Origin of the sequence: Streptomyces sp. NBC_01210, assembly GCF_036010325.1 — a bacterium.
In the GTDB taxonomy this organism is placed as follows: domain Bacteria; phylum Actinomycetota; class Actinomycetes; order Streptomycetales; family Streptomycetaceae; genus Streptomyces.
Genome location: NZ_CP108549.1, coordinates 1,490,625 through 1,512,171, shown reverse-complemented (window position 1 = coordinate 1,512,171; position 21,547 = coordinate 1,490,625). Strand labels below are relative to the sequence as shown.

The following is a 21,547-nucleotide window of genomic DNA, read 5'->3' as shown; positions in this document are numbered from 1 at the left end:
GACGAGAGTCCGCCGCCATGTACGAGTTGTCCCGGGTACGCCTCTACTCCATCGGGCCCGCCGGTGCGCGCTATGCCGACACCGTGCTGGACCTGCGCGGGGTCGGCGAGCCCGTGCCCCACCCCGCCCCTGCCCAGGCGGAGTTCTTCGAGGAGGAGCCGGTCGGCCCGCCGCGCCGCCCCGCCCCCGCGGGTGTGCTCTTCCTGGAGAACGGCGGCGGCAAGTCCGTACTGCTGAAGCTGATCTTCTCGGTGATGCTGCCCGGCCACCGCAACACCCTTGGCGGTGCCAGCTCCGGTGTACTGCGCAAATTCCTGCTCGCCGACGACTGCGGGCATGTCGCCCTGGAGTGGCAGCACACCCTCACCGGCGAGCTGGTGGTGGTCGGCAAGGTCAGCGAGTGGCGGGGTCGCCAGGTCTCCAACGACCCACGGAAGTTCGCGGAAGCCTGGTACTCCTTCCGGCCGGGCCCCGGACTCAGCCTCGACTCGCTCCCGGTCGCCGAGGCCACCACCGTCCGCCCACCCGTCGAGGGCGCATCGGGCGCGCGTGGCCGCCGCCGCACCATGAAGGGCTTCCGGGACGCCATCACCGAGGCCGGCAAGGCGTATCCGCACCTCGATGTGCACTGGGAGGAGATCCACGACCGCTGGAACGAGCACCTCGGCGACATCGGCCTCGACCCCGAACTGTTCCGCTACCAGCGGGAGATGAACGCCGACGAGGGCGAGGCGGCCGGACTCTTCGCGGTCAAGAAGGACTCCGACTTCACCGACCTGCTGCTGCGCGCCGTCACCGACACCCGTGACACGGACGGCCTTGCCGACCTCGTCAGCAGCTTCGGCAACAAACTCGGCCGCCGCGCGGAGCTCACCGCCGAACGCGACTTCACTGCGGGATCGGCGGATCTGCTCGGCCGGATCGTGGAGGCGGCCGAGACCCGCGCCAGGGCCCGCGAGATCCACGCGGGCGCCGAACGCCGCACCCGTACGCTCGCGCGTCGGCTCTCCGCGCGCGCCGCGGAGGAGCGCGGGCGTACGAGCGACCTCGCCCAGCAGGTCACCTCCGCCGCCCACACGGTCACCGAGGCCGAGCAGGCGCGCAGCCGCAGCTCTCTCATCGCCGCGGAACTCGCCTACCGGCACGCCTCGTTGGCGCTCACCGTCGCGGAGAAGGGCGCCGCGGCACAGCGCCGCGAGCTGACCGACGCGCGCACACTGCACTCCGCCTGGCAGGCCGCCGAAGCCGTACTGCGCCACCGGGCCGCCGGCGACCGCTCCTCGCGCGTCGCCGCGGCGATCCGTGAGGCCGAACGGGACGCGGCCCCGGCGCTCGCCGCCCGCGCCACGGCCGCCGCCGATCTCGTCCGCGCGCTGCACGCCGCGGCCGAGGGCGGGGAGCGCGTGGCCAACGAGGAGGAGGAGCGGTCCGCGGCGCTCCAGGAGGCGGGCGAGGCCGCCCACCGCGACGCCACGGTCGCCGCCACCGAGGCGCAGCGCGCCCGCAGCGAGATCGGTCATCTGCGCCAGCGGCTCAGCGAGGTGGAGCAGGAGACGGCCGAGGCGGTACGGGCCGGCTGGCTCGACGACACCGCACCCGACGCCGACCCGGCGCGAGCGGCGCTCGCGGCGAGCGACGCGGAGAAGTCGGCGGTCGCGGCCTGGGACGCGGCCCGCGAGGCCGGGCGTACGACGGCGGACCGGGCGAAGGAGGCGGCCGCGGCGGAGGCGCGCGCGGAACTGGCCGCGGCCCGCGCGGCCGACGCGGCGCTGGCCGCGGAGAACGCGTACGAGGCCGAGCGCCGCGCGGCGGACTCGATCGCCGAGGACGAGCGTCTGGCGGAGCTGCTCAGCCTGCCGCCATCGGCTCCGGCGGCGGTGCCCTCCCCGCGGCGGTACTCGGGCGCGGCGGGCTTGGGTGACCTTCCTGCCGGGGGTACGCCGGAGGCCGCGGGTGGCGTCGGGCGACTCTCCGCTACCGGGCATGGGGCGACGGCCTCCCAGACGGCGGGCCACTCGGCCGACGGGCTGCGAGCCGAGCCCGCGGGCCAGGAACCGTCGGTCCCGGCGCCGGGCGGTGGCGTTGCCGGTACGGACGGAGGGTCGTTCGCCGATGGGCGCGGGGACTCAGCCCACGCCCAGGCCGGAGCCGTTGCGGGCCAGGGCCCCACGGCGGCCGATTACGGTGACGGCGTTGCCCGTACGGACCAGGAGCCCGCCGTCTCCGAGGCACCCGGTGGAGCGGTCGGCCACGGGCAGGCGGGAGCCGGTGGCGGGCGAGCGGCCACCCACGGCGCGGACCACGGGCACGCGAGCCTCCGTCCGTCTCACGCGCTCGCCGACGCGCGAGCCGAGGGACATATGGCTCACGCGCTCGCCGGGCCCGACGGGTCGGGTCACCCGGCCGCCGGTCGCATTCCCGCCGCAGCCCATCCCACCCGCACCGTCGTCACCGCCCCCCTCCGTGCCGACGAAGGCCCTCTCACCGCAGACGAGTTGGACCGGTTCGCCGACGAGCTGCGCGAGCTCCTCGACCAGTCCGTCGCCTCCGCCGAACGGAATCTCTTCGATCTGCGTACCGCCGCAGCCGACGACGCCCGCATCCTCGGCGCGCTGGGCGACGGCGGGCTGCTGCCCCCCGGACCCGACGTCCTCGCCACTGTCGAGTACCTCGGTGAGCACGGCATCCCCGCCCTCCCCGGCTGGCGCTACCTCGCGCAGGCCGTCGACCCGGCCGATCATGCCGCCGTGCTCGCCGCCCGGCCCGAGCTGGTAGACGGTGTGGTGATCACCGACCCGGCGTCGCACGCCCGCGCGCGCGAAGTCCTGGCCGGAGCCGCGCTGTTGCCCCGCTCCGCCGTGGCCGTCGGAACCGCCGCCGCGCTGCTCGCGCCCGTGCCGAGCCCCGGCCCCGGCACCGGTGGCGAGAACGGCGAGGTGTTCCTCGTACCGCCGAACCCCGCCATGCACGACGAGCACGCCGCCGACGAGGAGCGGCAGGCCCTGCGGGCCCGGGCCGCCGCCCGGGACGAGGAGATCCGCACGCTGGCGGCCCGGCTCGCCGGAGACCGTTCGATCGCCGCCCGCCTCGGCTCCTGGCGCGACGACTGCCCCGCCGGCATGCTCGCCGAGCTCGCGCAGGGCGCGCAGACGGCCCGCGAAGCCGCCGAGGAGGCAGAGGCGACGCTCAGCGAGGCCCGTACGGTGCGCGCGGAGGCGGACGAGGCCGCGGCGGACGCGGCCCGTGTCCGGGACGAGCGCCAGGACGCGGCCCAGCGCGCCCGCCGTGCCGCCGACGCGCTCGCGGGCCTCGCCTTCCGGCTCCGGGAGCGGGCCGGCTGGCAGCTGAAACTGCGTGAACTGGCCGACGAGGCCGTCGAGTCCGAGGCCCGGGCCGCGACCTGCCTGGAGCGGGCGAAGGCCGCCGACGAGGACCGCCGTGCCGCCCAGCGTGCCGGTGACGACGCCCGCCGTACCGCTCGCGCGCTCCGCGCCGAGCGGGCCGAGGTCGCCGGTGCCCCCGAAAACCTCCCCGACGCGGACCCGGACGCGCCGCGCACCGCGCTGCCCGCCCTGCGCGAGGCGTACCGCGCTGCCTCCCAGCTGTACGAGAAGGTGGGCGTCGGCGCCGACCTGCGCGCCGAGCAGGCCCGCGCCGAGAGCGACGAGAGCGCGGCCCTCGCCGAGCTGGACCGGCTCACCAACAAGGTCCGCACCCGCGCCGCGCAGCTCCTGGAGGGTACGGACGGTGCCGACGGGCCCTCTCGCCAGGCAGCCGCCGCCCGCGCCGAGTCGCTCGTACAGATGCTGGAGTCGCGCGCTGCGGAAGCCAGCGAGAAGCTCGGCCGGCTGCGCGGCGAGTCCGAGCGGCTGGCCCCCGCCGACGGCGAGGCGCACACCGAACTCCCCGAGGATCTGGTCCCCGCCGACGCCGAGCAGGCCCAGGCCCGGCTGCGTACCGCCACCGCCGAACTGACCTCCCGTACCGACGCGTTGGAGACGGCCCGCGCAGCTCACACCAGCCTGCTGCACGCGCACCGGGTGGCCGAGGACGCGGCGGGCGGCTTCGACGAGACCGCCGCGCTTCTGCGCGACCTGCTGCGGGACCACAGCCAGGACGAGGAGACCGCACAGGATCCCTACCCGGGCAGCCTGGAGGAGGCGCGGCACTCCGCCGCCGAAGCCCGGCGTTCGCTGCGCGGGTGCGCCACCGACCTTTCGGCCGCCGAGGCAGCCGTACGGGAGGCGAGCGACATCCTCGTACGGCACGCCAACTCCACCCGGTACGAGCAGGTGCGCACCCCCGCGCGCCAGCAGATCCGGGAGCTGCCCGCGGCGTCTCTTCCCGAGCACGCCGCGAAGTGGGCGGAGGCCTTCGCGCCCCGGCTGCGCGTACTGACCGACGAGCTGGAGCAGTTGGAGCGCAACCGCGACACCATCGTCGACCGGCTGCGCGGTCTGGTGGAGTCGGCGCTGACGACGCTGCGTTCGGCGCAGCGGCTCTCGCGCCTTCCCGAGGGGCTGGGTGAGTGGTCGGGGCAGGAGTTCCTGCGGATCCGCTTCGACGAGCCGGACCAGACGACGCTCGCCGAGCGGCTCGGCGAGGTCATCGACGAGGCGACCCGCGCCGCCGTGAAGAAGAACTCCACCGCGGTCTACGGGGAGGGCCGCAGGGACGGAATGTCCCTGCTCCTGCGCGGGGTTCAGGCTGCCCTCCAGCCGAAGGGTGTAGCCGTGGAGATCCTCAAGCCCGACGCCGTGCTGCGCGCCGAGCGGGTCCCGGTGGGTCAGATGGGAGATGTCTTCTCCGGCGGCCAGCTGCTCACCGCGGCGATCGCCCTGTACTGCACGATGGCCGCCCTGCGCAGCAACGACCGCGGCAGGGACAAGCACCGGCACGCCGGCACGCTCTTCCTCGACAATCCGATCGGCCGGGCCAACGCGACGTATCTGCTGGAGCTCCAGCGCGCCGTCTCCAATGCCCTGGGCGTCCAGCTGCTCTATACGACCGGGCTCTTCGACACCACGGCCCTCGCTGAATTCCCGCTGGTCATCCGGCTGCGCAATGACGCCGATCTGCGCGCGGGCCTGAAGTACATCAGCGTGGAGGAACATCTGCGGCCCGGACTGCCGCAGCAGGACCCGTCAGGTGAGTCGGTGCACGGCGAGATCACCGCGACCCGGATGTTCAAGCGGACCCCGCCCCCGGCGGAGCCCGCCACGGACCCGGTTGCCAACGACCGGCCGAGCGTGGACGCGGCCGTCACCGACCAACCCGCCACGGACCCGGAAGATGCCGCCCCGGCCGCCACGGACCCCGTCGGCCAGGGCGTGTTTTAGCGCCCTGGGCGGCGCCGCCCGCTCCGCATCACCCACGAGGCGCGGCCGTTCAGGCTTGCGAGAGCCTGCCCGAGCCGCCTCGCCGTATCCGCTCGGCCTGGCGGGCGGCCGCCCTGGCCGTCCGCCGCACCCTGCGGCGCTCACGTCGCAGCTGCCGTGCGGTGCTGCTCGGTATGGACACCACACCATTGCGCTGGTTCCACACCTGGCGGGTCACCCACACGTCCAGCACCGCCCACGTCGCCACCACCGTGCTGCCCACGCTGCTGAGCACCATCGGGAAGGCCAGCCAGGCCCCGGTGAGCGTGCAGAGAAAGGCGATCATTCCCTGAATCATCGTCAGTGAGGCGATGATCACCGCGCGGACCGCTGCCGTACGGACCGGATCGGCCATGCGCCGGCTCACCGCCGGCTCCTCCACCCAGAGCTGCCGTGGGACATTCGCATAACTCGTCGCCTGCACCCCGCTGCGACGCTCGTCCGTGTCCATGGACCCTGTCACTCCCACCTCTGTCCGACTTCAGGGTGGCTGCCCGGATTCCGCTGCTCTACTCCGGCCGCCGAATCCAAAGCCGGGGCGAAGTCGAGCCGAATGTGATGTGCGTGGCGCCTGCGGATCCCCGAGCCCCCGTACAGATTGACGATTGACCAGGCAGGAAGATTCCCGCAGAGCGAAGAATTCCAGCCATCTGTGACGGTCCGAAAGATGACGTGCCGCCAGGTGTGGTCCGCCAACGCCGGAATGCCATCTCCCCGAATACCAGGACAACCCATGATCAACGCGCCTGTCGTCGGCCGAAAAACATCCGGACGAGCCTTCGAGTTGTCCGTGTGACAGTAGTAGGCTCACGCCGTTTGTTGACGGAACACCACCCGCACCGTGCGGGGGTTGAGCAGGGGGAGGCCATGCGCTTTCGCGGGAAGTCCATCCGCCGGAAGATCGTGGCGTTGTTGCTGGTGCCGCTCGTCTCCCTCACCGCGCTCTGGGGCTTCGCCACCGTACTGACCGGTCGGGAGGCCAGTCAGCTTCTGGATGTCAATTCCGTGGTGAAGAAGGTCGGCTATCCGGTCGCGGACACCGCCATCGTCATCCAGAAGGAGCGCCGTCAGACGCTCATCTACCTTGCCGACCGCCGGGCTTCCGACGCTCTGCCCTCCCTGCGCGATCGGCGTGAGGCTACCGACCGGGCCGTGGCCAAGATCAAATCGAATATTGAGAATTCCGGAATCCGCGAGGACATGCGGTCCGACACCTCGCAGAAGCTGAGCTCTCTCCTCGACGCGCTCGACGGCCTCGGCGCCCTGCGCCGCTCCGTGGAGGCGGGCACGGTCTCCCGCAGCCAGGCCCTGGAGTTCTACAACCGGCTCGTCGACCCCTGCTACGGCTTCCTGCTGACACTCCACGCCCTCGACGACGTCGACATGGAGCGCCAGGGCCGCGCACTCGTCGGCCTCGTCCGCGCCGCCGAAATGCTGTCCCGCGAGGACGCGTTGATCGCCTCCTCGCTGACCACCCGCAAGATCACCGCCGATGAGATCCGTTCGCTCTCCGACTTCGTGGCGAAGCGCGAGCTGTACTACGAGACCAACCTCGAAGTCCTGCCCGCCAAGGAACGCGAGATCTACGAGCAGTACTGGCGCAGCCCCAAGACCGCGCCCCTGCGCGACACCGAGGAACGCCTCATCCAGGCCGGCCCGGTCGGCGACGCGGGCGCGTCCGAAGCCGGACGCTGGCAGGCCGCGGCCACACCCGTCCTCGACGACCTCGTCCGCGAGGCCAAAGAAGCGGACGTCCGCTACCGGCACCGGGTCGAGCCCTCGGCATACAGCGTCTTCGTCAAGGCGGGTATCGCCGGCGTACTGGGCTTCCTCGCCCTCCTCGTCTCGGTGATCGTCTCCGTACGCATCGGCCGGGACCTGGTCCGCGACCTCTCCCGGCTGCGCAAGGAGGCCCACGAGGTCTCCGGCGTCCGCCTCCCCAGCGTGATGCGCCGCCTCGCGGCCGGCGAGCATGTCGACGTCGAGACCGAGGCCCCGCGCCTCGACTACGACAAGGACGAGATAGGCCAGGCGGGCCAGGCGCTCAACACCCTGCAGCGGGCCGCCGTCGAGGCCGCCGTCCGCCAGGCCGAGATGCGCCGCGGAGTCTCCGAGGTCTTCGTCAATCTCGCCCGCCGCAACCAGGTCCTCCTGCACCGCCAGCTCACGCTCCTCGACACCATGGAGCGGCGCACCGAGGACACCGAGGAACTCGCTGACCTGTTCCGCCTCGACCACCTCACCACCCGTATGCGCCGGCACGCCGAGGGCCTGGTGATCCTCTCCGGCGCGGCACCGTCCCGCCAGTGGCGCAAGCCGATCCAGCTGATGGACGTCGTACGGGCCGCGGTCGCCGAGGTCGAGGACTACGAGCGCATCGAGGTGCGCCGGCTGCCGCGTATCGGTGTCGGCGGTCCGGCGGTCGCCGACCTCACTCACCTCATCGCCGAACTCCTCGAGAACGCCACGGTGTTCTCGCCCCCGCACACCGCCGTCCAGGTGCACGGTGAGCGGGTGGCCAACGGCTTCACGCTCGAAATCCACGACCGCGGCCTGGGCATGGCCCCGGAAGGGCTGCTGGACGCGAATCTGCGGCTCGCCGAGACCCCCGAGTTCGAGCTCTCCGACACCGACCGGCTCGGCCTCTTCGTCGTCAGCCGGCTCGCCCAGCGCCAGAATGTCCGGGTCTCGTTGCAGCCCTCCCCGTACGGCGGGACCACCGCGGTCGTCTTCATCCCCGCGGCCCTGCTCACCGAGGCTCCGGAGACCCAGGGCACCGGCTTCCGTCTCGACCGCAAGAGCGAGAGCGCGGCCGGACGCCGCGGCAGCGACGGCAGGCTCGCGACGCTCGCCCAGGTCCCCACCGGTCTGGGCGGCTCCACGCTCCTGGACGGACCCGTCGAACTGGAGGCGCCCGTGGGCGCGTTGGGCTTCGACGACCGGCCGGTGCTCGGCGGAGGCGACTCCATCGCCGACATCGAGGACACGGAGAGCGAACGCGGCGCAATCTTCCGTGCCCGCGCCAGGGACCGTCGTCGCGAAACCCCGGACGAGCAGCACCAGCAGGCGCGGGACCAGTCGCCCGGGCAGATCGGCGGCCCGGTGCCACTGCCCCGCCGCAAGCCTCCGACCCTGGTCTCCGACCACGGCCGCAGGGTGGACGAGCGGGGCCGGGCCCACCCCGCCCCGGCTCCCGGCCCCGGGCGCAGCCCGGAGCCTCCATTCGCTTCGGCCCCCGATCCACGCCCCGCGGCCTGGCCGGCACCCACCCCGCTACCCGCGCCCACACCCGTACCCACTCCGGAACCGGCACCGACACCGGCACCGCGCCCCGCTGCGGAACCGGCCCCGGCCACGCTCGACGGCCTGCCCCGTCGGGTCCGCCAGGCCAGCCTCGCCCCCCAGCTCAGGGAGACGTCCGGCGCCGCCGGGCAGCCGCCCGCACCGGCAACCGAGCAGGACATCGAGCGGGACGCGGAACAAGTACGCTCCCGCATGGCTTCAATGCAGCGAGGCTGGCAGCGCGGCCGCCTGCAGAACGCCGAAGATGCCGAGGCCACCGACCAGGCCGCCGGCCCCGGCGAGACCGCACCAGGAACGACATCTGAGGGGGACGGTCGATGACCGCACCGCACGCCGCAGCACCCAACGCCCACGGCGCCCATCCCACCACCAACGGCTCCGGCGAGCTCAACTGGCTCCTCGACGAGCTGGTCGACCGCGTCGCCAGCATCCGCAAGGCACTGGTGCTCTCCGGCGACGGACTGGCCACCGGCACCTCCCGGGACCTCACCCGCGAGGACAGCGAGCATCTCGCCGCCGTCGCCTCGGGATTCCACAGCCTCGCCAAAGGCGTCGGCCGCCACTTCGAGGCAGGCAGGGTCCGGCAGACCGTCGTGGAGCTGGACGAGGCCTTCCTGTTCGTCACGGCGGCGGGCGACGGCAGCTGTCTGGCCGTGCTCGCCGACTCCGACTCCGACGTCGGCCAGGTCGCGTACGAGATGACACTCATGGTCAAGCGGGTCGGCGTCCACCTCACCACCGCGCCCCGCTCCGGTCTGCGCACCGGAGGGTGAGTGGATGGCATGAGTGAGTCAGCTCAGTACGCTCCGCAGCCCCACCACTTCTTCGATGCCGAAGCGGGCCCCGTAGTCCGTCCGTACGCGATGACCCGCGGACGGACCAGCAGCGCGACCCGTCACCGCCTCGACCTGATCGCTCTGGTCGTCCCGGAGCTCGCGGCCGACGACCCCGGCCGCGACCAGTTGCTCTCCCCGGAGCAAGTCGAAATAGTCGAGCGCTGTGGCGACACCCCTCAGTCGATAGCCGAACTCGCGGCCATCCTGGACCTTCCCGTCGGAGTGGTCCGCGTCCTGGTCGGCGATCTCGTCGAGGACGCACTGGTGCATGTAACCCGTCCCGTTCCGCCGGCCGAACTGCCGGACGTGAGCATTCTCCGCGAGGTGATCAATGGTCTTCGGGCGCTCTAGCCGCCGAAAGCCACCCGTCGAACCGGTGACGCTGAAGATCCTGGTGGCAGGCGGATTCGGCGTGGGCAAAACAACCTTGGTGGGCGCGGTCAGCGAGATCAGACCGCTGCGCACCGAGGAGACGCTGAGCGAGGCCGGCCGGCCCGTCGACGACATCGTAGGCGTCGAGAACAAGACGACCACCACGGTCGCCATGGACTTCGGACGCATCACGCTCCGCGAGGACCTGGTGCTGTATCTCTTCGGCACACCGGGGCAGGACCGTTTCTGGTTCCTCTGGGACGAGCTGGCGCAGGGCGCGCTGGGCGCGGTCGTCCTAGCCGACACCCGCCGCCTGGAGGACTCCTTCGCGGCGATCGACTACTTCGAACGCCGTGGCATCCCGTTCACCGTGGCCGTCAACTGCTTCGAAGGGGCAGGCCGTTTCCCCGGCGAGAGCGTGCGTGCCGCGCTGGACCTCGACTCCGAGGTGCCGCTGCTGATGACCGACGCGCGTGAACGCGAGTCGGTCAAGGAGGTGCTGGTGGCAGTGGTGGAGCACGCCCTGACCCGAGCCGACCGGCAGCGCGAGCACGCCACCACCTGAGCACGCCACCTCCTGAGCACGCCACCTCCTGAGCACGCCACCACCTGAGCCCGGCGGACCCGGCAGAGACACGGCCCGTACCCCCACCGACTGGGGTACGGGCCGTGAGCTCGTTGCGGCCGGCTCAGGATCGCCTGCTCAAGAGCGCCGAGTCGCCAACGCGCCGCCTCAGGACTGGCCGCCGTTCTCCTCCCAGCCGAAGCTCCGCTCCACCGCCTTGCGCCAGTTGTGGTACTCGCGCTCGCGGATCTGCGCCTCCATCCGCGGCGACCACTCCACATCGCGCTTCCAGTGCGCCTTGAGCTCGTCGAGGTCGGACCAGACGCCGGTCGCCAGCCCCGCCGCGTACGCCGCCCCCAGACAGGTCGTCTCGGAGACCTTCGGCCGGATCACCGGCACCCCCAGCACATCCGCCTGATGCTGCATCAGCAGATTGTTGGACGTCATGCCACCGTCCACCTTGAGTGTGGTGATCTGCACCCCGGAGTCCTGGTACATCGCGTCGACGACCTCACGTGTCTGCCAGCTGGTCGCCTCCAGCACCGCCCGCGCCAGGTGCGCCTTGGTGACATACCTGGTCAGGCCGGTGATCACACCACGCGCGTCGGAGCGCCAGTACGGGGCGAAGAGCCCGGAGAACGCCGGGACGATGTACGCCCCGCCGTTGTCGTCCACACTCGCCGCCAGCGTCTCGATCTCGTCCGCGCTGCGGATGATGCCGAGCTGGTCCCGGAACCACTGCACCAGAGCGCCGGTGATCGCGATCGACCCCTCCAGGCAGTACACCGGCGCCTCTTCGCCGATCTTGTAGCCCAGGGTGGTGATCAGCCCGCTCTTCGAGGCCACGGGCCGGTTGCCGGTGTTGAGCAGCAGGAAGCTGCCGGTGCCGTAGGTGTTCTTGGCCGTGCCGGTGTCGTAGCAGGCCTGCCCGAAGATCGCGGCCTGCTGGTCGCCGAGCGCGGATGCCACCGGCACGCCCGAGAGCTGGCCGACAGCCGTCCCGTACACCTCCGCCGAGGACTTGATCTCGGGAAGGATCGCCTGCGGTACATTCATCGCCGACAGGATCGCCGGATCCCACTCGAGGCTCTGCAGGTTCATCAGCATGGTGCGCGAAGCGTTGGTCACATCGGTGACATGGACGCCGCCGTCCGTACCGCCGGTGAGGTTCCAGATCAGCCAGGAGTCGATGGTGCCGAAGGCGATCTCACCGCGCTCGGCCCGGCCGCGCAGCCCGGGCACATTGTCCAGCAGCCAGGCCGCTTTCGGCCCGGAGAAGTAGCTGGCGAGCGGCAGTCCCGTCGTGTCGCGGAAACGGTCCTGCCCGTCCGTGCCGCCCAGTTCATGGCAGAGCGCGGCGGTACGGGTGTCCTGCCAGACGATCGCGTTGTGCACCGGCTTGCCGGTCGCCCGGTCCCACAGGACCGTCGTCTCCCGCTGGTTGGTGATGCCGAGCGCGCTGAGCTGGTCGGCGCGCAGCCCGGCCTTGGCGATGGCCCCCGCCACCACGGCCTGGACCTTGGACCAGATTTCGGTGGCGTCGTGCTCCACCCAGCCTGGCTTGGGGAAGATCTGGCGGTGCTCACGCTGGTCGACGGCGACGATCGCGCCGTCCTGGTTGAAGATGATGCAGCGGCTGGACGTGGTGCCCTGGTCGATTGCGGCGACGAACCTGTCCGTCATGACGTCCCCTTGTCGATGAGGCCGGAAGGCCTAGAAGGCTGCGTTGAAGATGAGGCCGGCCAGCAGCCCGCCGATCACGGGTCCGGCCACCGGCACCCAGGCGTAACCCCAGTCGGATGATCCCTTGTTGGGGATCGGCAGCAGTGCGTGGGTGATGCGAGGCCCCAGGTCGCGAGCCGGGTTGATGGCGTAGCCGGTCGGCCCGCCGAGCGACAGACCGATGCCGACGACCAGCAGCGAGACCAGCAGGATGGAGATTCCGGAGCCGTAGATCCCGGCGTTCTGCCCGGGGATCTGGCCGATGCCGATGCCGTCGTTCTTGCCGAAGGCCAGTATCGGGAGCACCAGACCGATCGTCGCGATGATCTCGGTGATCAGGTTGGCGGCAGGATTGCGGATCTCCGGACCGGTCGAGAAGATCCCGAGCGTGGGCTGCGCGTTCCTCTCGTCCGCGTTGGCCTGGAACTGTGCGAAGTAGACGAGATAGGCGAGTACGGCGCCGAGGATCGCGCCGACCATCTGTCCGAGGATGTACAGCGGAACCTTGCTCCACTCCCCGGTGTCCACGGCGACGCCCAGTGTCACGGCCGGATTGAGATGACCGCCCGACAGCGGAGCGGCGGTGTACGCGCCCGCCAGCACACCGAAACCCCAGCCGAAGGCGATGACGACCCAGCCTGCGGCCTTCGCCTTGGAGTGATGGAGGGTGACGGCGGCGCAGACGCCCGCGCCGAAGAGGATGAGTATCGCGGTGCCGATGACTTCACCGACGAAAATGTCTCCATTGCTCATGGCAACTCCTAGGCCCTCGCCCGGGGGCCCTGCCACGGTCCTCCGTGCAGGGTGCGTGCTCCATGGCGTTCGTGCTCCATGGCGTTCCATGGCTACGGATCCGAAGGCAGGGGGAGTCCATACCCCGCCCGGCGTCCGTGACGAGCGTGGTGAGCGTGCCGAAGTGCGGCGATGCCGACGATGAGGCAGTGTTCACCGGCCGTGATGGGTCGTCAAGGTCGTTGACAGCAAGTGCAGTTCACGAACGGTGCGTTGACACGCTAGCGGGGAACGTAAGGCAGCGGGAGTACGCCTGGCAGGTCCGCTCAGCGAACAGCTACGACCGCCGAACCATGGCCGAACAGCCCCTGGTTCGCGGTGATCCCGGCGCGGGCACCGGTCACCTGGCGCTCTCCGGCCGCACCGCGCAGCTGCCAGGTCAGCTCGCAGACCTGCGCGATGGCCTGGGCGGGCACGGCTTCGCCGAAGGACGCCAGCCCGCCGCTGACGTTCACCGGGATGCGCCCGCCGAGTGCTGTGGCACCTTCGCGTACGAGCTTGGCTCCTTCACCCGCGCGGCACAGACCGATGTCCTCGTACCACTCCAGCTCCAGCGCGGTGGACAGGTCGTACACCTCGGCGAGCGAGAGGTCGTCGGGCCCGATGCCCGCCTCCTCGTACGCGGCCAGCGCGATCGAGGCGCGGAAGGAGTGCGGGCAGGGTTCCACGGCGGCCGCCGAGTCGGTCGCGATGTCCGGAAGGTCGAGTACGGCCTTCGGATAGGTCGGCGTGACGGTGGAGACGGCGCGGATACGGACCGGGTCGGCGGCCCCGTGCCGACGCGCGAAGTCCATACTGGTCAGCACCAGCGCGGCCGCGCCGTCGGAGGTTGCGCAGATGTCGAGCAGCCGCAGCGGATCGGCGACCACAGCGGAGGCGGCGACGTCCTCGGCCGAAACGGTCTTGCGGTAGCGGGCGTTGGGGTTGAGCGCGCCCGCCGCCGCGTTCTTGACCTTGACCAGCGCGAAGTCTTCGGGAGTGTCCCCGTACAGGGCCATACGGCGGCGGGCGTAGAGCCCGAAGTACGCGGGGTTGGTCGCGCCGAGGACCCGGAAGCGCAGCCAGTCCGGATCGTCCGGCCGATCGCCCCGGGCGGGTGCGAAGAAACCCTTCGGCGCCGAGTCCGCGCCCACCACCAGCACCACGTCGGCCATCCCGGCCAGGATCTGGGAGCGTGCGGTGTTGATCGCCTGCGCGCCCGAGGCGCACGCCGCGTAGACGCTGGTGACGCGTGCCCCCTGCCAGCCCAGCGCCTGTGCGAACGTCGCCCCCGCCACATACCCGGGATAGCCGCAGCGCATCGTGTCCGCGCCGACCACCGACCGAACCTGCCGCCAGTCGATCCCGGCGTCGGCCAGCGCCGCCCTGGCCGCTGCCGTGCCGTACTCGACGAAGCTGCGGCCCCATTTGCCCCAGGGGTGCATTCCGGCCCCGAGGACCGCCACGTCGCCGGTCATGACGCCACCCCCACGGGCCGCCAGTGCCAGGTCGTCCAGACGGTCTCCGCGTCCTCGTTGAGCACACCCGGTACGACCTCGACCTCCATGCCGACCGCCAGCTCCGCGACGGTCACCCCCGGCACGGCCTGACCGAGGACGACCATCCGCTCGGCCTCGAGCTCGACGGCGATCAGCGCGTACGGCTCCCACTCCGCTTCCGGGTCGGACACATACGGCGCCGGCGGGCGGTAGCGCCCGTCCGTGTACGACCACACCCGTCCCCGCTTGGAGAGCGGCACCTCCGCCAGCTCCCCGCCCGCGCAGGCCGGGTTGCGGCAGTAGGAGTCCTCGCGCGGGAAGAAGACCGACGAGCAGGCCGTACAGCGGGTGCCCAGCAGGCGGAAGTCCTCCTCACCGCTGTCCTGTGTGAACCATCCGGCCACCACGGGCGTGCGCGTCAAGGTTCCTCCCCGGCACCGCAATCTGACGAAACGTCAGAAGTGTGCCACGGTCAGCGGTTCTCGGCGAGCCACTTGGCGGCGATCTCGGCCAGTTCGCCGTCCCGGCCCGCCAGCATCATCCGGATCATCTGCACGTCGCCCCGCAGCGACCAGGCGGGATGCCCGAAGGTGGCGGGGTTGTTCTTCTCGATGAAGAAATGGGCCGGCCAGGCCGTCCCGTAACCGATCAGCGGCAGGGCGGCCGCATATCGCTTCCGCCCGCGCGCCAGCCCGTACGCGCTCACCGCGAGGCCGGTCAGCGTGCCGGTCAGATGGACCCAGCGGGTCGCGGACCTGGAATGCATCGCGACGTAGTAGGGCCAGAACTCCTCGTACGAATCAAACGTCTGCTGCGCCATATCGGCACCGTAATCCCTCGGCGGAGAACCGTCAGTGCCCGGCGACCGATCGCCACGCCACGGGGAAGTCGAAGAAGGTGTCGGGGAAGGGCTCCGGCTTGAAGGTGAAGTGCCACCACTCCTCGGGAAGGTTCACAAAGCCGACCGCGCTCAGGGTGCTCTTCAGCAACTGCCGGTTGGCGCGCTGCTTGCCCTGAATCCTGGAGTCATCGGTGTGCGACAACGTGTCGAAGCAGTCGAAGCCGGTCCCCATATCGACGGAATTATCCGGGAAACGCTCCGACTTCGGCGAGTAGCACGGGACGAGACGCTCGCCGGGGACGTAGGGCCTGGTGGGCAGGGCCGGCAGCTTCACGATGGTGAGATCGACCGTGCTGCCCCGGCTGTGCCCCGACTTCTCCGCAATGTAACCGTCCTCGAACAGCCGCGACTTGTCGACTTGAGGATAGAACTCCTTTTTCATCGCCTCGTCCTCGAGGTCCTTCGCCCACCGCACGAAGTGGTCGACGGCCCGCTGGGGCCGGTAGCAGTCGTACACCTTGAGTGAGTAGCCCTGCCGCAGCAGCTTCGACTGCGCCCGGTGCAACGCCTGCGCGGTGGGCCGGGTGACGATGCAGAGCGGCTGGCGGTAGCCGTCCACCGGCTCGCCCACGAAGTTGTGCACGGTCTTGTAACGCATCTCCTGGATGATCGTCGGGTCCACGGTACGCAGCGCCACGAACTCCTTCGGAGCTTTCGGTTCAGGATGGGCCTGCGCCATGGGGGTGGTGCCCGCGGTGATGGCGAGGAGCGCGGCGGCCGTCGCCCCGAGGGCGCGGAACGCGGAAGCAAGTCCAGTCATGCGCCCACCGTTTACCACTTCCCGGCCCGGCGGGAAAGGGTGATCGGATACAGTCCGCGCGTGCCCAAGGACTCCCACTGCGGCAACTGCGGAGCGCCGTACGGCCCGGTCGTCGGCTGGCCCCGTACCTGCCCGGCCTGCGGCGAGACCGCGTACCGCAATCCGCTGCCCGTCGCCATCGCGCTGCTTCCGGCCCATGACGCCGACGGCACCGGACTCGTCGTCATCACCCGCACCATCGAACCCCAGCGCGGCGGCATCGCCCTGCCCGGCGGCTTCATCGACCACGGCGAGGACTGGCAGCAGGCGGTCGTACGGGAGCTGAGGGAGGAAACCGGCATCGAGGCTGCGCGCGCGGACGTCCGGCTCGCCGACGCGCTGAGCTCGCCGGACGGCCATCTCCTCCTCTTCGGCCTGCTGCCGGAACGTACCGCGGCGGACCTCCCCGACCCGGCGCCCACGGACGAGACGTACGGCTGGCATCTGCTGCGCGGCCCCGCCGAGCTGGCGTTCCCGCTGCACACCATTGCCGTACGGAACTGGTTCGCAGGCCACTACGGCTGAGTGCGGACCGGAAGCCGCCTGTGGGTGCGGATCGAAAGCCGCCTGTGGGTGCGGATCGGAAGCCGCATGCCCTTACGGCTGACCACCCAGCCCGCGCACCCTCACCCGCCACCGAGGCGGAGCGGACCCGTCCCCCTTGATCTGCTGCACCACGACCCGACCGTCCACCAGCCGCGTCGTATACCGCTCCACCTCCGCCTGCTCCCAGCCGTCACCCAAGTCCGGGACCACCAGACCGCCGCCCTTGCGCCCCTCGGCCGGCGCCCATACGTCCAGCTCCATCCCGCCGTCCGCGCCCCGTACCGGGATCACCGCACCACCCCGCGCCAGCACCGGGATACGCGACAGAGGCGCGTCCACCAGCACCTGCCCCGGCCCGTCGTACGCCTGCCCGGTCGCCGTGTCGTACCACCGGCCGCGCGGCAGCCGCACCGCCCGCCGGTCCGTCCCGCGCTCCAGCACCGGCGCCACGAGCAGCGCGTCGCCGAGCAGAAAGGCGTCCTCACAGTCGCGCAGCCCCCGGTCCTCCGGAGACGCCCACCACAGCGGCCGCGCATACGGCGCCCCGGTCCGCCTCGCCAGGTGCGCCAGCGTGACGAAGTAGGGGCGCAGCCGCTCCCGTTCGGCGAGCGCCGCCTTCGCACCGGCGAGCACCTGCGGGCCGAACTCCCAAGGCTCCCTGCGTCCCGCGTCGATCGCCGCATGCGTACGGAACAACGGCAGTTGCGCCCCCAGCTGGAACCAGCGCAGATACAGCTCTGGCGACGGACTGCCGTCGAAGCCGCCCACATCCGGACCGGAGTACGGGACTCCGCACAGCCCGAGCCCCAGCACCAGGGAGAGCGAGGCGCGCAGCCCGGGCCAGCCGGTGGACACATCTCCTGACCAGGTGCCTCCGTACCGCTGCATACCCGCCCAGCCGGAGCGCGAGAAGAGGAAAGGCCGCTCCTGCGGGCGCAGCTGCCGCAGCCCCTCGTACCCGGCGCGCGCCATCGCGAGGCCGTACACATTGTGGGCCTCCCGGTGGTCGCCCCCACGCCCCTCCAGTGCGTGCCGGGCGGAGCGCGGCAGCGTCATATCGCCGAACGGCGTGAAGGACACCGGTTCGTTCATGTCGTGCCACACTCCGGAGAACCCCTGCGCCAGCCGCTCCTCGTACAGCTCTCCCCACCACCGGCGGACCGCCGGATCGGTGAAGTCCGGATAGACACAGTCGCCGGGCCAGACGACGCCCCGCACCTCCTTGCCCCGTGCGTCCCGCACGAAGGCTCCCGCCGTTTTCCCGCCGTCGTACACCGCGTTCCCGGCTTCCGCCTTCACCGCCGGATCGACGATGGAGACCAGCCGGACCCCGTCCTCGCGCAGCTCCCCGGCCATCGCCGGCAGATCGGGAAAACGTTCCCGGTCGACGGTGAAGACCTGATGCGCGTCGTAGTGGTCGATATCGAGATGGACCGCGGACAGCGGAAGTTCCCGCTCCCGGTAGCCGGCGACGATCCGGCGCACCTCCTGCTCGCTGCCGAAACCCCACCGCGCATGCTGCGGGCCCAGCGCCCAGGACGGCGGTAGCGCGGGCGCGCCCGTCAGCTGCGTCCAGCCGGCCAGTACGCGCGCGGGCGTGCCCACCACCACCCAGCAGCGCAAGGGCCCGCCGCCCATCCGCACCTCACTGGTGCCCGGCCGGTCGTGCCCGGAGCCCGCGCCCTCCTCGCCCTCCCGCAGGGTGACCCGGCCCTCCCAGGAGTTGTCGTGGAAGGCGAGATGGGTACCCGCGTCGGCGACCACCAGCTGCACCGGCATGGTGATGTACAGCGGATCGTCGTCGGGACCGAAGCTCCCCCTGGGGTCGGTGTTCCACAGCCGGTACGTGCCGTCGCGCAGCCGCGGTCCGGACGCCCGGCCGCCGAGCCCGAAGAAACGCGCGTCCGCAGGCACTTCGGTCCGCTGCACCCACCGCGCCGGACCGCCCTGCACCGGCTCCCACCAGCGCGGCGGCAGATCCCGGCGCAGTACGACACCGCCGGGCGTCCGGATCTCGACGGCGCCGTGCCGGGAGACCTCGACCGTCACCCGCTCCGACACCACGCGCCAGCCGCCGTCCTTGTCGGGTTCCAGCACGGCGCGCGGATCCGGCTCGGGAGGCGTGCCGTCGAGCGCGTACGACGGCTCGGGCTCCGCGCCGTCCCAGCCCCAGAAGACCGCCCCACCGGCCGCGACCCGGATGCGCAGCTCCGAACGGGCGAACCGTATGATCCCGCCACCGGGCAGCGGCTCGGCGCCGCTCACCTGTCCGGGCACCCTGGCCCGTTCCGCTCCCCGGGCGGGCAGCCCCCGGGCGTCGGTCCGTCGTTGTCGCCATGCCGAGCGTGCCGCGCGCAGCCCCCGCACCGTTCCGAAGATCTTCACCGAGCGCACCAGCCCACGACCGTCCATGCAGCTCACCCTGCCATCCGGCGGGGCGTACGTGGGGTTTGTTCAACTCCCGTTCACCCGTGGTCAGAGCACATATACCCTCGTCCGACCATGGGTGGTGAGCCCTGGTGCGAATGACGATCACATGGCATCGTCCCTGTCAGCCGCGTCACGCGCACACCCCGCTCGTGCGCGTGACACACGCAGACACCGCGTAGAGCCACCCGGGAGCCGCACCATGACCTCAGCAGCGAACCCTGCCCCTCTCTGGCAGCCGGACCCCGACCGCATCGCAGCCGCCCGGATCACCCGTTTCCAGACCTGGGCCGCCGAGCGCCACGGAGCCCCGGCCGAGGGCGGCTACGCGGCGCTGCACCGCTGGTCCGTCGACGAGCTCGAGACCTTCTGGCGGGCGGTCGCCGACTGGTTCGATGTCCGGTTCTCCACTCCGTACGAGCGTGTCCTCGCCGATCCCGCCATGCCCGGCGCCCAGTGGTTCCCGGGTGCCACCCTCAACTACGCGGAGCATGCGCTGCGCACCGCCGAGGACCCGGCCCGCTCCCATGACGCGGCGCTGCTGCATGTGGACGAAACACATGAGCCGACGCCGATCAGCTGGTCGGAGCTGCGCCGCCAGGTCGGGGCGCTCGCCGCCGAACTGCGTGCCCTCGGCGTACGCCCCGGAGACCGCGTCAGCGGCTACCTCCCGAACATCCCGCAGGCGGTCACCGCCCTGCTCGCCACCGCGGCCGTCGGCGCGGTCTGGACCTCCTGCGCGCCCGACTTCGGCGCCCGCAGCGTCCTCGACCGCTTCCAGCAGGTCGAGCCCGTCGTCCTGTTCACCGTCGACGGCTACCGCTACGGCGGCAAGGCACACGACCGCACCGAGGCCGTCGCCGAGCTGCGCCGCGAACTGCCCACCCTGCGCGCCGTGATCCACATCCCGCTGCTCGGCACCGAAGCCCCCGAAGGCGCCCACGACTGGTCCGCGGTCACCGCCGGTGATGCTGAACCCGTCTTCGAACAGGTCCCCTTCGACCACCCGCTCTGGGTGCTGTACTCCTCCGGCACGACGGGCCTGCCGAAGGCCATCGTCCAGTCGCAGGGCGGCATCCTGCTGGAGCACTTCAAGCAGCTCGGCCTGCACTGCGACCTCGGCCCCGAGGACCGCTTCTTCTGGTACACCTCCACCGGCTGGATGATGTGGAACTTCCTCGTCTCCGGCCTGCTCACCGGCACCACGGTGGTCCTGTACGACGGCAGCCCCGGCTATCCCGACACCGGCGCACAGTGGCGCATCGCCGAGCGCACCCGGGCCACCCTCTTCGGCACCTCCGCCGCATACGTGATGGCCTGCCGCAAGGCGGACGTCCACCCTGCGCGCGACCACGACCTCTCCCGTATCAAATGCGTCGCCACCACCGGCTCCCCGCTCCCGCCCGACGGCTTCCGCTGGCTGCATGACGAGGTGGCCGAGGACCTGTGGATCGCCTCGGTCAGCGGTGGCACGGACGTGTGCAGCTGCTTCGCCGGCGCCGTGCCCACGCTGCCCGTGCACATCGGCGAACTCCAGGCCGCCTGTCTCGGCACCGACCTCCAGTCCTGGGACCCTCAGGGCAAGCCGCTCATCGGCGAGGTCGGCGAACTGATCGTCACCAATCCCATGCCGTCCATGCCGATCCGGTTCTGGAACGATCCCGACGGCAGCCGCTACCGCGAGAGCTACTTCGAGATGTTCCCCGGCGCCTGGCGGCACGGCGACTGGATCACCATCACCGACCGGGGCTCCGTCGTCATCCACGGCCGCTCGGACTCGACGCTGAACCGTCAGGGTGTCAGGATGGGCTCGGCCGACATCTACGAAGCCGTCGAACGCCTCCCGGAGATCCGCGAGTCGCTGGTCATCGGCCTGGAGGAACCGGACGGCGGCTACTGGATGCCGCTCTTCGTCCACCTCGCCGAAGGCGCCACCCTCGACGACGGCCTGCGGGCGCGCATCAAGCAGACGATCCGCGAACAGCTCTCCCCGCGGCATGTCCCGGACGACATCATCGAGGTCCCCGGCGTCCCGCACACCCTCACCGGCAAGCGCATCGAGGTGCCGGTGAAGCGCCTCCTGCAGGGCACAGAACTGGCGAAGGCGGTCAACCCCGGCTCGGTAGACAATCTCGAACTGCTGCGATTCTACGAAGACATCGCCCGCAAACGCGGCTAGCAACGAGCCCCAGATCAAGCCCGTCCGGTTTCCGGGGCGGGGGGGCCGGAATCCAGCCCGTCCGGTTTCCGGGGCGGGGGGGCCGGAATCCAGCCCGTCCGGTCTCCGGGGCGCGGGGGCCGGAATCCAGCCCGTCCGGTCTCCGGGGCGCGGGGCCGGAAACCAGCCCGCCCGGCTTCCGAGGCGGGGGTGCCGGAATCCAAGCCCGTCCGGCGATTGAGGACAAAACGGCAGCCGGACGGCCCCGGC

The 21,547-nt window shown here is 71.4% G+C and carries 15 protein-coding genes; 7 read left to right on the top strand and 8 right to left on the bottom strand.

Annotation, left to right across the window (positions count from 1 at the left end):
- The first annotated feature begins 17 nt into the window (after positions 1-17).
- A complete protein-coding gene (locus OG735_RS06670; protein ID WP_327322201.1) occupies positions 18-5,339 on the top strand; it encodes a hypothetical protein in 5,322 nt (1,773 codons plus the stop codon).
- Positions 5,340-5,388: 49 nt separating this feature from the next.
- Here OG735_RS06670 and OG735_RS06665 read toward each other — a convergent pair whose 3' ends face one another.
- Positions 5,389-5,829, bottom strand: a complete 441-nt coding sequence (locus tag OG735_RS06665) for a hypothetical protein (RefSeq protein ID WP_327322200.1) — start codon at positions 5,827-5,829, stop codon at positions 5,389-5,391.
- A 416-nt stretch (positions 5,830-6,245) separates the two neighbouring features.
- On the opposite strand from OG735_RS06665, the gene OG735_RS06660 reads away from it, so the two are divergent.
- The 4 genes from OG735_RS06660 to OG735_RS06645 are packed head-to-tail and all read left to right on the top strand — an operon-like array spanning position 6,246 to position 10,454.
- On the top strand, positions 6,246-9,002 hold the full coding sequence (locus tag OG735_RS06660) for a sensor histidine kinase (protein ID WP_327322199.1): 2,757 nt from the start codon (positions 6,246-6,248) through the stop codon (positions 9,000-9,002).
- Positions 8,999-9,454: a roadblock/LC7 domain-containing protein gene (locus tag OG735_RS06655; RefSeq protein WP_327322198.1), complete on the top strand. Its 456-nt coding sequence runs from the start codon at positions 8,999-9,001 to the stop codon at positions 9,452-9,454. Before OG735_RS06660 ends, OG735_RS06655 begins: the two co-directional genes overlap by 4 nt.
- A gap of 9 nt (positions 9,455-9,463) precedes the next feature.
- Positions 9,464-9,868, top strand: coding sequence for a DUF742 domain-containing protein (locus OG735_RS06650; protein ID WP_327322197.1), 405 nt, complete (start codon positions 9,464-9,466; stop codon positions 9,866-9,868).
- On the top strand, positions 9,849-10,454 hold the full coding sequence (locus OG735_RS06645) for a GTP-binding protein (RefSeq protein ID WP_327322196.1): 606 nt from the start codon (positions 9,849-9,851) through the stop codon (positions 10,452-10,454). Before OG735_RS06650 ends, OG735_RS06645 begins: the two co-directional genes overlap by 20 nt.
- Before the next feature lie 168 nt (positions 10,455-10,622).
- On the opposite strand, the gene glpK is transcribed toward OG735_RS06645, so the two are convergent.
- From glpK to OG735_RS06615, 6 genes are all read right to left on the bottom strand, one after another.
- Positions 10,623-12,137 carry a glycerol kinase GlpK gene (glpK, locus tag OG735_RS06640; protein ID WP_327322195.1) on the bottom strand — a complete coding sequence of 505 codons (1,515 nt, stop codon included), beginning with the start codon at positions 12,135-12,137 and terminating at the stop codon, positions 10,623-10,625.
- A 30-nt stretch (positions 12,138-12,167) separates the two neighbouring features.
- Positions 12,168-12,929 carry an MIP/aquaporin family protein gene (locus OG735_RS06635; RefSeq protein ID WP_327322194.1) on the bottom strand — a complete coding sequence of 254 codons (762 nt, stop codon included), beginning with the start codon at positions 12,927-12,929 and terminating at the stop codon, positions 12,168-12,170.
- 305 nt (positions 12,930-13,234) lie between these two features.
- Complete coding sequence (locus OG735_RS06630; protein ID WP_327322193.1) at positions 13,235-14,425, bottom strand: lipid-transfer protein; 1,191 nt, start codon at positions 14,423-14,425, stop codon at positions 13,235-13,237.
- Positions 14,422-14,853, bottom strand: coding sequence for a Zn-ribbon domain-containing OB-fold protein (locus OG735_RS06625; RefSeq protein WP_327328225.1), 432 nt, complete (start codon positions 14,851-14,853; stop codon positions 14,422-14,424). Before OG735_RS06625 ends, OG735_RS06630 begins: the two co-directional genes overlap by 4 nt.
- A gap of 65 nt (positions 14,854-14,918) precedes the next feature.
- Positions 14,919-15,266, bottom strand: coding sequence for a DUF962 domain-containing protein (locus OG735_RS06620; RefSeq protein ID WP_327322192.1), 348 nt, complete (start codon positions 15,264-15,266; stop codon positions 14,919-14,921).
- Positions 15,267-15,297: 31 nt separating this feature from the next.
- Positions 15,298-16,107, bottom strand: a complete 810-nt coding sequence (locus OG735_RS06615) for a M15 family metallopeptidase (RefSeq protein ID WP_327322191.1) — start codon at positions 16,105-16,107, stop codon at positions 15,298-15,300.
- A 60-nt stretch (positions 16,108-16,167) separates the two neighbouring features.
- Between OG735_RS06615 and OG735_RS06610 the strand changes: the two genes are divergently transcribed.
- Positions 16,168-16,671 carry an NUDIX domain-containing protein gene (locus OG735_RS06610; RefSeq protein WP_442812385.1) on the top strand — a complete coding sequence of 168 codons (504 nt, stop codon included), beginning with the start codon at positions 16,168-16,170 and terminating at the stop codon, positions 16,669-16,671.
- A gap of 72 nt (positions 16,672-16,743) precedes the next feature.
- On the opposite strand, the gene OG735_RS06605 is transcribed toward OG735_RS06610, so the two are convergent.
- Complete coding sequence (locus OG735_RS06605; RefSeq protein WP_327322189.1) at positions 16,744-19,104, bottom strand: glycoside hydrolase family 31 protein; 2,361 nt, start codon at positions 19,102-19,104, stop codon at positions 16,744-16,746.
- A 217-nt stretch (positions 19,105-19,321) separates the two neighbouring features.
- Here OG735_RS06605 and OG735_RS06600 point away from each other — a divergent pair, with 217 nt between their 5' ends.
- Entirely contained in the window at positions 19,322-21,298 is a 1,977-nt protein-coding gene (locus OG735_RS06600) for an acetoacetate--CoA ligase (RefSeq protein WP_327322188.1), read from the top strand.
- Positions 21,299-21,547: the final 249 nt, after the last annotated feature.